Genomic DNA, 14,147 nt, shown 5'->3' on the forward strand with positions numbered 1-14,147 from the left:
GCGGCCACGACGGCCGCGTGTCACCGATCGCCTCGAACACGGCCGTTTCGCTCGAGGGGAGACGCGTCCGAGCGGACGACTCCACATGCCGGGACTCGCAGCGACGATGACGGGTGATCTCTCACGCCGACGGCTGCTTGGCGGTCTCGCCGGCGGGGGACTCGCCGCGCTTGCCGGCTGCTCGGGGGCCGGGTCGGAAGACGAGACCGCGTTTACCATCGGACTCGCCTCGGACCCGACCGACACCAGCCGATACGACAACTGGGGCGGGATGTCCCCGTACTGGACCCGGGTCATCGAACCGCTGGTCTGGGGCACCGAGGATATGCAACCGAAACCCTGGCTCGCGACCGACTGGACCGCGACCGACGACACCACGTGGGTGTTCGAACTCCGCGAGGGCGTTTCCTTCCACAACGGCGCGGAACTGACCGCTGACGACGTCGTCCACACTTTCGAGGAGAACATCCTCGTCGATCGAGGTGACTTCGTCTACGGCTGGCTCCACCTCGAGCCGGGCAGCGTCACGAAGATCGACGAGTACACCGTCGAGTTCGAGACGACGGAGCCGTTCCCCGGCTTCCCCGGGACGATCGCACACAACATGATCGACATCCAGCCGCCGGAAGCCGATCGGCGAGCCGGCGAGATCATCGGGACCGGGCCGTTCACCCTCGAGTCGGTCGACCGGGGTCAGTCCATCCGCGTCGAGCGGTTCGAGGACTACTGGGGCGGCGAGCCGGATCCCACGGCGCTTACCTTCCGGGCGGCCGAGGACGAGACGACCCGAACTGACCTCCTCGTGGGCGGCGAGGCCGATCTGATCTACGATCCGGCAAAGGGTCGCATTCAGTCGCTTCGCGAGCGCGACGGCGTTCGCGTCGAAACCCAGCAGTCGGCGGGGGCGATATCGGTCTGGATCAACATCCACCGTGAACCGACCGACGACGCGGACCTCCGACGGGCGCTCAACTACGCGGTTTCACAGGAGGAACTCGTCGAGACGGTCCTCGAAGGGGTCGGCGAACCCGCCCGCGGCCCTATCTCGACGGTCATCGACTGGGTCGTCGAGGAGGAACTGCCGACCTACGAGCGCGACCGGGACACCGCACGCGAACTCGTCGACCGGTCGGCCTACGACGGCGAGTCGCTGACCTGTCTCGTGAAAGCCGACATGGACGACAGCCGAACGATCAGCCAGCTCCTCCAGTCACAGTTCGGCGAGATCGGCGTCGACGTCGAGATCGAACTGCGCGAGAACGCGTCCGTTCAGGACCGGACCGACCGCGGCGAGTTCCACCTTCAGGTCGGGAGCACGGGATCGAACAGTCCCGGCGCGGATTATCTCATGTGGGAGAACTTCCACTCGATGGGGGTCGACAACAGGGACCTCTACGAGGCCGACGGAACCGGCCTGTACAACCTCGGGGGCGAGGTCGACGACCTCATCGAGACCGGCTACCAGTCGTACGATCCGGCCGCAAAGCGCGAGGCCTACGTCGAAGCCCAGCGGCGAATCATGGAGGCGGCGGTCGTCGTCCCGCTGTTCTACCGGGAGTACGTCGTCGCCGCCGACGCCGCCATCGACGGCCTCGAACTCCACCCGATCGCCAGGTTCGCCGAGTGGAGCGACCTGACGCGGACCGCCTGAGACCACAGCATGCCCGACTACGACTACCTCGCGTACCGGCTCGCGACGTCGCTCGTCGTGACCTTCGGCGTCTCGGTCGTCACGTACGGCCTCGTCTTTCTCACGCCAGGCGATCCCGCGGAGATCATCCTCACCCAGCAACTCGACCGCCAGCCATCCGCGGCCGAAATCGAGGCGTTCCGCGCGGAACACGGACTCGACGACCCGATCCCGATCCAGTATCTAGACTGGCTGACCGACGTCCTCCGGGGCGATCTCGGAACCTCCTACTACAGCGATACGCCGGTCTCGACGCTCATCGTCGAGGCGTTACCGCCTACGCTCGAGTTGGCCCTCGCCTCGATGGCCGTCGCGCTCGCGATTTCGATCCCCGTCGGCGTCGTCAGCGCCGTCCACCGGGGTACCCCGATCGACTACGCGAGCCAGCTCGGTTCGCTGGTTGGGGTTTCCATGCCGAACTTCTGGCTCGGCTATCTGCTGATCCTGGTGTTCGCGCTGACGCTCGAGACCGTTCCGGTCGCCGGTGCCGGCAGCGTCGGGCACCTCGTCCTGCCGGCGGTGACGCTTGGAAGCGGCATGGCCGCCGTCGTGACGCGGCTCGTCCGGAGTTCGATGCTCGAGGTCCTCGACGAGGCCTACCTCGATACCGCTCGCACCAAGGGGTTGCGCGAGCAGATCGTCGTCTACAAACACGCCTTGCGCAACGCGCTCGTCCCCGTCGTGACCGTCCTCGGGCTGCAGCTGGGCTCGCTGTTGAACGGGGCGGTCGTCGTCGAAATCGTCTTTCAACGGCCGGGACTGGGAACGTTGCTCGTCGATGCGGTGTTCGAACGCAACTACCCGGTCATTCAGGGCGTCGCCCTCTTTACCGCGGTCGTGTTCGTCGCGACGAACCTGCTTGTCGATCTCACCTACCGCTATCTCGACCCCCGCGTTCGACTCGGAGGTGAGACGGCGTGAACGACGCCCTCGAGACGGTCGTGACGGCCGTCAGACGCCGGTACCGGGCGATTCGGTCGTCCCGAAAGCTCGCGGCGTTTCTCGCGAACCCGCTCAACGTCGCGGGCCTCGTGATCGTCGCGTCGCTGTCGGTCGCCGCCGTGCTCGGTCCCGTCGTCGCCCCCTACGATCCGGCGAGTCAGGACCTCGCGAACCGGTTGCAGCCTCCGTCGATGGCCCATCCGCTGGGGACCGATCAGCTCGGTCGGGACGTCTGCTCCCGGCTCCTCCATGGCGCGCGGCTTTCGCTCGGGATCGCCGTCGCCGTCACCGCCATCAGGCTCGTCCTCGGCACGGCAATCGGCCTGATCGCGGGCTACGTCGGCGGTTGGGTCGACGAACTCCTGATGCGGCTCGTCGACGTCCAGCTTGCGTTCCCGGGACTGATACTTGCGCTCGTCGTCGCCGGGATCCTCGGCCCGAGCCTGCGAAACGTCATGATCGCGCTCGCGGTCGTCGGGTGGGCCTCGTACGCCCGTCTCGTCCGCGGCAGCGTGCTCTCGACGAAGGAACGCGAGTTCGTCAGGGCGGCGCGGCTGATGGGCGTCTCCCGGACCCGTATCGCCGTCCGCCACCTCCTTCCGAACGTCATCGGGCCGGTCGTCGTGCTGGCCACCATGAACCTCGGGACCGTCATCCTGGGAACGGCCGGGCTCTCGTTTATCGGGCTGGGCGCACAGCCACCGACCCCGGAGTGGGGGACGATGCTTTCTGCCGGCCGCCACCACCTCCGGACCGCGTGGTGGATCGCGAACGTGCCCGGCGCGGCGATCATGCTCACCGTCCTCGGGTTCAACCTGCTCGGCGACGGGCTCCGTGACGTGCTCGATCCGAACCGCGACGTAACGCTCGAGAAACCCACGTAATTCCGACGATGACCGCCAACGCCACCGATTCACCGTTGCTCGAAGTCGAAAACCTCCACACCCGTTTTCGGACCCGCGAGGGAGTCGTCCGCGCCGTCGACGGGGTCTCCCTGACCGTCGACGAGGGCGAAATCGTCGGCATCGTCGGCGAGAGCGGCAGCGGGAAGTCCGTGACCGCACGCTCGATCGTCGGCCTGCAGGAGCCGGGCGAGATCGTCCGCGGATCGATCCGTCTGGACGGGGTGGAGGTCACCGACGCGACCGACCGACAGCTCCGCCGGCTCCGCGGGGACACCGTCTCGATGGTGTTTCAGGACCCGACCGAGACGCTCAACCCCGTCTTCGACGTCGGCGAGCAGATCGCCGAATCGCTCAAGATCCACGACCAGCCCGACGCTCAGGGCCTGCTCGAGTACCTCCATATCCCGCCGTTCAGCAGGCGGTCCGAGTGGCGCGAGTACCGCGAGCGGGCGCTCGATCTCATGGCGGAAGCCGGGATTTCGAACCCGGCCGACCGCATCGACGCCTCCCCCCACGAACTCTCGGGCGGACAGCGCCAGCGGGCCGGCATCGCCATCGCGCTCGCGTCCGATCCGGACCTGCTGATCGCCGACGAGCCGACCACCGCGCTCGATGCGACCACGCAGGCACAGCTCCTCGAGCGCCTCCGTCGGCGCAACGCCGACCGCGGGACGGCGATCCTGTTGATCACGCACGATCTGGGCGTCATCGCCGACGTCTGTGACCGCGTCGTCGTGATGTACGCCGGCGAGGTGATGGAAACCGGCCCGACCGAGCGCATCCTCGAGGACCCGCGCCATCCGTACACGCGGGCGCTGCTCGCGTGTCTCCCCCAGCGCGTCGATCGGGGGGATCGCCTGCCCACGATCGACGGGACGGTTCCCGAGCTGACCGGCGACTGCCCGGGCTGTCCGTTCGCACCCCGGTGTAACCACGCGACCGACGCCTGCCGGGAGGGCCCTGTTCCGACCGTGGATCTCGGTGCCGATCGCGGGACCGTGGCCTGTGGCGAACAATCCGCGCTCGAGGCCCGGAGCGGACGCTCCCGGGCGGCTCTCCTCGACGCCGGGGTCGGGACCGCTCTCGAACCGAGCGCCTCGAACTCGGCGGTCCCGTCGGCCGGCCCGGGTCGACCCGACTCGAGTGGCAAACGCGATGTCGCGACCGCAGGTGAACCCACGACCACGGACGAGGACCCGGATGCCGCCGCCCCGACGACTCCAATCGTCGAACTCGAGGGCGTCTCGAAACGGTATCCGCTCGCGTCCGGTCCGATCGAGCGCCTGCTCGGGACCGCCGACACGCTTCGGGCGGTCGACGACGTCGACCTCGAGATCCGCCCGGGGGAGACGGTCGCGCTCGTCGGCGAGAGCGGCTGTGGAAAATCCACGCTCGCTTCCCTGATCACCGGGCTCGAGACGCCGACGGCCGGCGAGGTCCGGATCGACGGGACGCCGGTCGGTGACGCCGACGACCGCGCCGCCGATACCCTCGCCGACGTCGGCGTCGTGTTCCAGGACCCGCGCTCGAGTCTCAACCCCCGGCTGACGGTCGAACGGGCGATCGCCGAACCGCTGCACAGTCACGGCTGGTGCCCCGAGCGCCGCCGCGAACGCGTCCGGGAACTGCTCGAGCGGGTCGGCCTGTCGGAGCGATACGCGACGAGCTATCCCCACGAACTCTCGGGCGGGCAGGTTCAGCGCGTCGCCATCGCGCGTGCGATCGCGCTCGATCCGTCGCTGGTCGTCCTCGACGAACCCGTCTCCGCACTCGATGTCTCCGTTCAGGCGCGGCTCCTCAACGTACTCGCGGACCTGCAGGCCGACCTCGATCTCGCGTATCTGTTCATCTCCCACGACCTGACCGTCGTCGAGCAAATCGCGGACCGGATCGCAGTAATGTATCTCGGCGAACTGCTGGAAGTCGGCCCTACGGACCGAGTGGCCGACCGGCCGACCCACCCCTACACGGCGGCGCTGCTCGAGGCGATCCCGTCGCTCGACGCCGACGAGTCGGCCGATTTCGAACTCGAGGGCGATCCGCCGAGTCCGGTCGATCCGCCGAGCGGGTGTGCCTTTCGCGATCGGTGTCCGCGTGCCGAGCCGGAGTGTGCGGAGACCGACCCCGACCGCCAGCAGGTCGGCCCGGTTCGATCGAAGTGTCACTTCCCCCGGACCCGCTGACGGCCGGCCGCCGGTCGGTGCCGGCGACCTGCCGGCGGACCGCGGTCGAACGGACTAGCGCTCGAGCACTCGAGCGCGCAACGCGGTCCGCAACCCTTCGTCCCGCCGTTGATCCCCCGGCTCGTCGCGCGTGCGCTCCGCATCGTCGTCGACTCGGCCGACCGTCACTCGAAACAGGTTCAGTCGCGTACTGAACACCGTCGCGTCGTCCTCGAAGGCGTATCGTGTCTCGGTTTCGAGCGATTCGCGGGTGAACACGACCGTCATCGCGTGGACGCGCTCCGGTCCGAACTCGGAGCGGGCGACGTAGCCGGTATACTCGTCGGGCCGCTTTAGGACCGACACCGTGTCGCCGTTTGGCAGCCGGAGGAGCCGAACGACGATCGGTGCCGGCAGTCGCTCGAGGACCCGAACCGTCAGCCCCGGCCGGTAGTCCCGCATCGGGAGCACTACGAGCGGGTCGTGGTGCTCGCGGGCGGTCGCTTCCGTCCGCCCCTCCTTAGCGGTTCCCGCGGCCGCGGCGGCCGAACCGACGACGACCGTCCCGGTGCCGACCGGTCGGCCGTCCGGTCCGTCCGAGCAGTCGTGCAACAAGCGGTTCGAGCCGTCGTCGGTGCGTCGATCGACTGTCGCGTATCGGTGGTGCATCGGTGGTTGTGGCTCCGTCCGGAGCCGGCCGTTTACCGTCACGGGTCGGGCGAAACGGGTGTCGGTCCAACGGTGATCGTCGCCGACCCCGCCGAGACGTGACGAAAAACGAACGACAGGCCCTACTCGACCGTCGTGGCGAGGAGGTTCAGGTCCGAACTGAACATCGACGCGTCTTCGCCGATCGAGGCCGTTTCGCCGGAACTGATACGCCCTTCCCGGATGAACAGGAGGGTCGTCGGTTCCAGCGCGCCGTTTGCTGACTCGTACCGAACGACGTGGCCGACGTACTCGTCGGGCTGTGAGATCTCCGGGACGGTTTCCCCGTCGACGGTCTGGAGGAGTCGCACCGTCGTGCTCGTTTCGAGGTGGGAAATGACCTCGAACTGCGATCCCGCCTCGTAATCGTACGAGAAGACCAGTATTCGGCCGTCGTCTATCTCTTGCGTCATTATTCGTCACCTCCGTTCTCGGTGTCGTTCGTGTCTTCTTCCTCGGGTTCCTCGATGAGGTCCTCGTTGTCCGTCTCCTCCTCGACCGTGTCGTTGTCGGTGTCCGAGTTGCCGCTTGCGGTCGTACTGAGGAGGTTCAGGTCCGAACTCAGCACCGTCGCTTCGTCGCCGATCTGGCCCTCAACGCCGCTGCTCAACAGCCGGCCGCGGATGAACATGAACGTCGTGATACCGGAGTCCTGCCCGATGTCGTACCGGATGATGTGTCCGCCCCACTCGTCGGGCTGGGAGATCTCCGGGACGGTCTCGTCGTCGACCCGGAGTATGTCGACCGTCGTCCCCGCCTCGAGCGGTGCGACGACTTCGAAGGACGCACCGGGGTAGTAGTTGTTCGCGAAGACCGCTACTCGGACCTGCTGTGCCTGGACTGTGGCCGTTCCGAAGGCGCCCGTTCCGAGCGTGAGTGCGCCCGTCGCGAGGGCACCCTTCGCCATGAACGACCGCCTCGAGTCGCCTGTCGTGTCTTGTTCGGTCATTGCCTCTCACGCCCCTCGCGGGACGCACGGACCTTGGCCGAATCGCCGAATAAACGCCGTCGACCGTTCCTTTCCGTATCAATCGATTTAATGTGGCCGACAGGTTTCGCCCACCCCTCCCGGAACCACGAGAATCATATTTGATGGATGAAAGAATATTTTTACATTTTGTCCGGCAATAGCAATGCTGCATTTTCGAATACGTGTCGTGAATCTGTCGGAGACCGGTGGCGATCGCCGACGGTTTCAGCCGCGAAAACTGGGTATTGAGTCGGCCGTTCGAGGGGAGAGTTCGCGGCGCGGACGGCACCCGAGTCGGGGCGACTGCGTGCCGGAATCTCCGATCAACAGTCTGCTAGGCGGTGAAACGACCGTCGTGTCGGGCGCTCGCAACAGCGACCGATGATCGACCGATCGGGAACGTTCGCCCGGATCGACCCGCGTGTTGTTCTCTGTGTGACACGCTGTCCGGTGCGTCCGCGACCGATCCGGTAATCGTCACCTGTCGTGACACCGATGCGAACGGACCGGTCCGTGGAACTGTCCGGCCTTTCGGTCCGTCGGTCGACGGTCGTCGAAACGCCACAGGCTCCGAGGCGGCGTCCGTTCGAACGCTCGTTCACGCTGTATTGATTCACGTCGACGTCTCCGGTAGTCGCGACTCGAGATCGGGGTGGACGATCAGTTCTCCGATCGAACCGTTTCGAACCGGTGTTCGACGCTGAAACGATCGTTGTTCTCGATTCCCACTGTCCCCTCGCGTGCTCGAGGGGACTCCGGGACCACCCAGATCCGGCGTCTGTCGGAACCCCACCGCTTTTCGCTTCGTCCACGGGTTACCGAGACGGTAGTTTTTGCCACCCGTGGCGACAACGGAAGGGTTTACCTGCTCCGCACGATTGTCTCGCGCATGAAGGTACTGGTCACGGACCCGATCGCCGACGCGGGTCTGGACGTACTCAGTGACGCCGGCCACGACGTCGAGACGGGCTACGATCTCGAGGACGAGGCGCTCCTCGATGCGGTCGCCGACGCGAACGGGCTGATCGTCCGCTCGGGGACCGAAGTCACGGCGGACGTTCTCGAAGCCGCCGACGACCTCGTGATCGTCGGCCGTGCGGGGATCGGCGTCGACAACATCGACATCGACGCCGCCACGGACGAGGGCGTCATCGTCGCCAACGCACCCGAAGGAAACGTCCGAGCGGCCGCAGAACACACCGTCGCGATGACGTTCGCGACCGCACGCTCGATCCCGCAGGCTCACATCCGCCTCAAAGACGGCGAGTGGGCAAAGAGCGACTACCTCGGGGCCGAGCTCGACGGGAAAACCCTCGGCGTCGTCGGCCTCGGTCGCGTCGGTCAGGAGGTCGCCAAGAAACTCGACTCGCTCGGCATGGACGTCGTCGCGTACGATCCCTACATCTCCGAGGAGCGCGCCGACCGCATCGGTGCCGAACTCGTCGAGTTCGAGCCGTGTCTCGAGCGGGCCGACTTCGTGACCGTTCACACGCCGCTGACCCCGGAAACGGAGGGGCTGATCGGCGAGGCCGAACTCGACCTCCTGGGCGACGGCTATCTGATCAACTGCGCCCGCGGCGGCGTCGTCGACGAGGACGCCCTCGCGGCGAAAGTCGAGGACGGAACGCTCGCCGGCGCGGCGCTTGACGTCTTCGCCGAGGAACCGCTCCCCGCGGACTCGCCGCTGCTCGAGCACGACGACGTCATCGTCACGCCGCACCTCGGGGCCTCGACGGAAGCCGCACAGGAGAACGTCGCTACCTCGACGGCCGAACAGGTCAACGCCGCTCTCGCCGGCGAACCCGTCGCGAACGCCCTGAACGCGCCCTCGATCGACGAGAGCGCGTTCCCCCGCGTCGAACCCTACATCGAGATCGCAGAAACCGCCGGCAAGGTCGCCGCCCAACTGCTCGACGGCCGCATCGAGTCCGTCGAAGTCACGTACGAAGGCGACATCGCCGACGAGGACGTCGAGTTCGTCACCGCCTCCGCCCTCAAGGGCGTCTTCGAACCCCTCGAGTGGCAGGTCAACGCGGTCAACGCCCCGCAGATCGCCGAGGACCGCGGCGTCGACGTCACCGAGTCCAAGACCCGACAGGCCGAGGACTTCCAGAGCCTGATCTCGGTTACTGTCGGCAACGGCGACGACGAGATCACGGTCGACGGAACGCTCTTCGCGGGCGACGATCCCCGGATCGTTCGCGTCGACGGCTACCGCGTCGACGCCATCCCCCACGGGAAGATGGTCGTCACGCGAAACACCGACGAACCCGGCGTCATCGGCCTCATCGGGTCGGTCATGGGCAACCACGACGTCAACATCGCCGGCATGTTCAACGCCCGCGAAGCCCACGGCGGCGAGGCCCTGACCGTCTACAACGTCGACAGCGAAGTCCCCGACGAAGCAAAGGCCGAACTCGAGGCCGACGAGCGGATCATCGGTATCGATTACATCACGCTGAACGGACAGGCCTGACCGCTCGAGCGAACCGGTCATCGCGAGGGAGTCGTCTCCGTTTTCACGCCGTACAGCTACGCGCCGTAGTCACGGCACCGCCGCCAGCGATGCCGAAAAATCGTCGATCGCCGAAAACCGTCGTGGACAGCGTCGCCGGGGTTGGCCGCCGATACGCTCGCCTCGGTTGCGGCGTCAGGACTCCTCGTCCCCGGACTCGTCCGATCCGACCTCCGGTATCTCCGGCGGCGCGCCGGTGATCGTCACCGTTCGGCCGTCGGTCTCGGTCCGCTGAACGTCGCTCGAGACGCTCTCGAGGTCCCCGATCACCTCGTCGGTTACGTGCGATTCGTCCTCGAGAACGAACACCCACGTCATCGTCTCGGCCATGGGCGTCTCGCTCGAGACGCCCCAGATGTAGACCTCGTCGCGGTCGACGTCGCCGCCCGACGGGGCGTTGTACTGGCCGGTGACGGTCGTATCGTGCGGCAGTTCCCTGAACAGGTGCGTGAACTCGGGATCGACGTCCTCCAGTCGATCGTGATCGCCGTTACGGGCGTCGATCCGCTGTTCGTAGTCCGGACCGACGACGATCGCCTCGTCGCTGACCGCGATGGTCCGCTGCTGGGACGCGTTCGGGGCCGGTCCGGCCACGATGTCGTAGCCCTCGTACTCGTCGAGCAGTTCGTACTCGTCGTCGTCCTCGACGGCCGCAACGACCGACGCGGCGTCGAACGTTCCCAGAAAAACCTGCGTCCCCGACTGGATCAGGTGGCCGTCGACCGTTTCGGTTATGACGCCGAAAAACGCCGGCACCACCTCTTCGAAGTCGGTATCCTCGGGAAACGTCTCGTTGTAATCGAATCGACGGTTGCCTCCGCCGAACGGATCGTAGTCGGTCAACCACAGGCGAAACCGTGCGGCTTCCTCCCAGTTCGCTTCGATATCCCGATCCGGAACGTCCCTGTCGAGTCCGTCCGGGCCGCCGTCGTCGTTGCCGTCCGTTTCGGTCGTCTCGTCGGTGTCGTCACCGCTGCTCGCACAGCCAGCCAGACTGACCGCCGCGAGTGCGACGACGCCACGACGCGTGAGCCTCGAGTTAGCCATTCGGTAGTCGCCACCACGGACTGACCAATAACTGCTCGTGACTGTCCGCTCTGTGAGAACGTCCACAAGGCTAACGGTCCGTCTCGACTCGCCGAACGATGGAAGGATCAAACGCGGTTTTGATCCTTCGCGGTACCTAATACCCTACCGCCGAACGTACACCTACGATGACAGTACTCGCCGCCTTCAAAGACGGCTGGACGGCCCTCCGAACCAACCCGGTGCTTCTCGTCGCCGGGTTCTTCGTCGCGACGGTCAGTCAGTTCCAGACCGTCGGCGATCTGACGGACTCGGCCGTCGTCGACGGCATCACGTCGCTTGGCTACTTCCTCGCGTTCCCGTTCGTCATCGGAGGGTTCATCGGGATGGCGCTCGAGGCAGTTCGCGGATCCGAGACGTCGTTCGGACGGTTTCTCCGTGCCGGACGGCAGTATTACCTGCGCATGCTAGTTGCGACGGTGCTGTTTGCCGGAATCGCGATCGCCGCCGTATTCGGACTCTCGCCCGTCGTCACCGCCGGTGGAGTCGTGTGGGTCTTCGGACTCGAGAGGCTCGGCGAGAGCATAGCTTTCGGCATCGTCGTCCTCTCTTTCGGCCTCTACGTCCTGTCGCTCCTGTTTTTCCTCATGTTCGTTCAGTTCTACGACACCGCCATCGTCGTCGAGGACACCGACGCGACCGAGTCCCTCTCGCGGAGCGTTGACGTGGTTCGATCGCACCTCAGGAGCGTCCTCCCCTTCTCGCTTCTGTGGATCTTCTTCACGAACACCCTCATGATGCCCGAGGCGCTGTTCTGGACCTCCCAGACGGGGCTGGTTCCACAGGAGATCCTCTCGGCCGTTCCCGACGTCGACCCGCTGTTCGCAGTTCCGGTGAGCATCGCCGTCGTGACCGTCACCGGGACGTACCTCTACACCACGTACACCGCGTTTTACCTTCGACTCGTGCCCGAGATATCGATCCCCGCCGACGGACCGGCGTCCGACGCCCTCGAGTGACCGACCGTCCGGTTCGGATCACGAAACGTATACGTCATTCGAACGAAAATTCGGGGGTCGAGACGGTCGACCCCGGATCCCGTGTGGACCCGTGATCGCGAGCCTATGACCAGACTACTGCCAACACGAACGGACGCGTCGGTCCAGCGGACCGACGACCCATCGGTGCTGTGTATCGACGACGAATCGGCCAGAGACGTGTTCGAAGCCCTCGCCTCGGAGACGGCATACGACGTGTTCACGCTGTTGACCGAGGAGCCGGCGACGCCGGCAACCGTCGCCGACCGCCTCGACATGTCCGTCCAGAACGTCCACTACCACCTCGAGAAACTGGAAGCGGCGGAGTTGATCGAAGTTACCGACACCTGCTACTCGGAGAAAGGGCGGGAGATGAACGTCTACGTCGTTTCCGAAGACCCCATGCTGGTGTTTCTGGGGACCAGCAACGACCGTGCGAGCCTCAAGCACGCGTTCAAATCGTTCTCCTCGTTCGTCGGGCCGACCGCGATCCTGCTCACGATCGGGGAGTTGGCGTCGCGGCTGTTCGACGACGGATGAGCGACGGGTCGACCACGGCGACCCGGCGGGTCGACGCTGCCGCCGACGGGTCCGCGTCCGAACGAGTACCCTCGATCAAGCTCCGGCGTGACGAAGAGGGCTGTTGCTGTCTCGATTGCCGAAACGTCACGGTCGAGGCGACCCGTCGCACGGTCCTCGATGCCCTGCTTTGGACCGGTCGGCTGTTTCGTTCGCGCCCGTCGATTTCGCTGCTTTCCCTGCTACTCGTCTGTACGAATCGACTGCTCGAGAGCGTCGTCCCCCTGTACGTCCCCGAGCCCGTCGTGGGGAGCCTCGAGACGGCGGCGACGTTCGCCTTTCTGTGCTGTCTCCGCGCGTACGTCGCGACGATCGTCGGCGGCGAGTTGACCGGCACTCGAGTATCGCCCCGTGCCGGACTCCGTCACACGCTCGCTCGGCTCCCCGCACTGGTGGGGCTGGCGGTGGTTTCCGTCTTCGGCATCGTTTCCGCCGTGTTTTTCGCCTCGACGGTGCTGTTTCTGGCCACCGGCGGCGCGTTGTTCGTCACCGGAACCGACCCGACGGCCCCGGTGGCGCTTTTCGTCCTCGCGGTCGAAGCCGCGGTGTTCCTCGGTTCGTTACTGTTCATCCTGTTCAAGTGCTGGCTCGCGGTCGATGCGTGCGTCGTCGGCGGGTACGGCCCGCTCGAGTCCTTCCGGATCAGCTGGCGAGTGACGACGACCGCCCGACGGAAGGTCTTACTCCTGGTGCCCGTCGTCTCCGTGAACTTCGGGGTCAGGTACCTCGTCGGTTCCCGGTCGATGCCACACGGTGGGACAGCCCCATTCGCATCGCTCGTCGGTGCGGTTTCAACCAGTCTCGCCGAACTGCTGTTGGTCGTCTGGTTCGGCGTCTACGCGCATCTTTACATCCAGAGCGTTCTCGACTCCTGAATCGCCGCCCGGCGACGTCCTCGAGCCCGCGCTGCGTTTCGGCGGCGTCCTCGAGCGCGCTCGAGCGACACCCGGAATCCCATCGGGGGTAATCCGTCACCTTACAGAACCGACAGAAAAATAATCCCGCGATTCGTAGCCGACGACAGCGTCGATGTCCGCCCTCGTTTCCGACCCGCTGCTTGCAACGGTTCTCGGCGTTAGCTGGGGGCTCGTCCTGTTCGCGTACGGGCACATCTTCGATATGGGTGTCTGCTACCTGCTCGAGGCTGACGGCACCTCCCTCATCCGCGGCGGGATCGATATCCTGCTCGTCGGCGGCGGGACGGGTCTGCTGGTCTACCTGACCGACTCCCTTTCGGCCGTTCGATACGGTATCGCCGGCGTCGCGTTCGTGACCCTCGCGGTCACTCTCTATAGTTGTTGGTAGCGTCTCGAGGGTGGTCCTACTGCAATCGTTTCACTCCCGTTGTGGGTTTTCTCCCCGCTGCGACCCCAGCGGCAGCGGCCGATATCGAGGATCTGAAGTAGTTTCAATCCCGTTGTGGGTTTTCTCCCCGCTGCGACCGACGTTACGCTCGAGGAGGATCTTGTGAACACGACGAGTTTCAATCCCGTTGTGGGTTTTCTCCCCGCTGCGATGGCGGAGCAGGCGAATATCTCGAAGATTCGGACATCGGTTTCAATCCCGTTGTGGGTTTTCTCCCTGCTGCGACATACGTTCAGCGGTATCCCGCT

At 65.9% G+C, this 14,147-nt stretch carries 14 protein-coding genes; 9 read left to right on the top strand and 5 right to left on the bottom strand.

Features of this window, described 5'->3' with window-relative positions; translation table 11 throughout:
• Nucleotides 1–106: 106 nt before the first annotated feature.
• Genes TX80_RS16730 through TX80_RS16745 form a run of 4 tightly spaced genes read left to right on the top strand, consistent with a single transcriptional unit; the run spans nucleotide 107 to nucleotide 5,720 of the window.
• A complete protein-coding gene (locus tag TX80_RS16730) occupies nucleotides 107–1,651 on the top strand; it encodes an ABC transporter substrate-binding protein (RefSeq protein ID WP_049924543.1) in 1,545 nt (514 codons plus the stop codon).
• 9 nt (nucleotides 1,652–1,660) lie between these two features.
• Nucleotides 1,661–2,611, top strand: a complete 951-nt coding sequence (gene nikB, locus TX80_RS16735; RefSeq protein WP_049924394.1) for a nickel ABC transporter permease — start codon at nucleotides 1,661–1,663, stop codon at nucleotides 2,609–2,611.
• Nucleotides 2,608–3,516: a nickel transporter permease gene (gene nikC / locus TX80_RS16740; RefSeq protein ID WP_049924395.1), complete on the top strand. Its 909-nt coding sequence runs from the start codon at nucleotides 2,608–2,610 to the stop codon at nucleotides 3,514–3,516. The genes nikB and nikC overlap by 4 nt, the downstream gene beginning before the upstream one ends.
• Nucleotides 3,517–3,524: 8 nt before the next feature.
• A complete protein-coding gene (locus tag TX80_RS16745; RefSeq protein ID WP_049924396.1) occupies nucleotides 3,525–5,720 on the top strand; it encodes a dipeptide ABC transporter ATP-binding protein in 2,196 nt (731 codons plus the stop codon).
• 54 nt (nucleotides 5,721–5,774) lie between these two features.
• On the opposite strand, the gene TX80_RS16750 is transcribed toward TX80_RS16745, so the two are convergent.
• From TX80_RS16750 to TX80_RS16760, 3 genes are all read right to left on the bottom strand, one after another.
• Nucleotides 5,775–6,368: a hypothetical protein gene (locus tag TX80_RS16750; RefSeq protein ID WP_049924397.1), complete on the bottom strand. Its 594-nt coding sequence runs from the start codon at nucleotides 6,366–6,368 to the stop codon at nucleotides 5,775–5,777.
• Nucleotides 6,369–6,490: 122 nt separating this feature from the next.
• The gene (locus TX80_RS16755) at nucleotides 6,491–6,820 is read right to left on the bottom strand and encodes a hypothetical protein (RefSeq protein WP_049924398.1); all 330 of its coding nucleotides are present in this window, start codon (nucleotides 6,818–6,820) and stop codon (nucleotides 6,491–6,493) included.
• Complete coding sequence (locus TX80_RS16760; RefSeq protein WP_049924399.1) at nucleotides 6,820–7,356, bottom strand: calcium-binding protein; 537 nt, start codon at nucleotides 7,354–7,356, stop codon at nucleotides 6,820–6,822. Before TX80_RS16760 ends, TX80_RS16755 begins: the two co-directional genes overlap by 1 nt.
• 910 nt (nucleotides 7,357–8,266) lie before the next feature.
• On the opposite strand from TX80_RS16760, the gene serA reads away from it, so the two are divergent.
• Nucleotides 8,267–9,853, top strand: a complete 1,587-nt coding sequence (gene serA / locus TX80_RS16770; RefSeq protein WP_049924402.1) for a phosphoglycerate dehydrogenase — start codon at nucleotides 8,267–8,269, stop codon at nucleotides 9,851–9,853.
• Between the two features lie 174 nt (nucleotides 9,854–10,027).
• Here the strand turns inward: serA and TX80_RS16775 are convergent, their stop codons facing one another.
• On the bottom strand, nucleotides 10,028–10,939 hold the full coding sequence (locus TX80_RS16775) for a hypothetical protein (protein WP_049924404.1): 912 nt from the start codon (nucleotides 10,937–10,939) through the stop codon (nucleotides 10,028–10,030).
• Nucleotides 10,940–11,106: 167 nt separating this feature from the next.
• On the opposite strand from TX80_RS16775, the gene TX80_RS16780 reads away from it, so the two are divergent.
• The 4 genes from TX80_RS16780 (at nucleotide 11,107) to TX80_RS16795 (ending at nucleotide 13,839) form a co-directional block, all read left to right on the top strand.
• Complete coding sequence (locus TX80_RS16780; RefSeq protein ID WP_049924405.1) at nucleotides 11,107–11,937, top strand: DUF7847 domain-containing protein; 831 nt, start codon at nucleotides 11,107–11,109, stop codon at nucleotides 11,935–11,937.
• 105 nt (nucleotides 11,938–12,042) lie between these two features.
• Entirely contained in the window at nucleotides 12,043–12,495 is a 453-nt protein-coding gene (locus TX80_RS16785; protein ID WP_049924406.1) for an ArsR/SmtB family transcription factor, read from the top strand.
• The gene (locus TX80_RS16790) at nucleotides 12,492–13,409 is read left to right on the top strand and encodes a hypothetical protein (protein WP_049924407.1); all 918 of its coding nucleotides are present in this window, start codon (nucleotides 12,492–12,494) and stop codon (nucleotides 13,407–13,409) included. Before TX80_RS16785 ends, TX80_RS16790 begins: the two co-directional genes overlap by 4 nt.
• Nucleotides 13,410–13,563: 154 nt before the next feature.
• On the top strand, nucleotides 13,564–13,839 hold the full coding sequence (locus TX80_RS16795; RefSeq protein WP_049924408.1) for a hypothetical protein: 276 nt from the start codon (nucleotides 13,564–13,566) through the stop codon (nucleotides 13,837–13,839).
• On the opposite strand, the gene TX80_RS19855 is transcribed toward TX80_RS16795, so the two are convergent.
• On the bottom strand, nucleotides 13,824–14,147 hold a 324-nt coding region (locus tag TX80_RS19855), incomplete at its 5' end, for a hypothetical protein (protein ID WP_230198762.1). The genes TX80_RS16795 and TX80_RS19855 overlap by 16 nt on opposite strands.

Source organism: Halopiger djelfimassiliensis (assembly GCF_000455365.1).
Lineage (GTDB): Archaea > Halobacteriota > Halobacteria > Halobacteriales > Natrialbaceae > Halopiger_B > Halopiger_B djelfimassiliensis.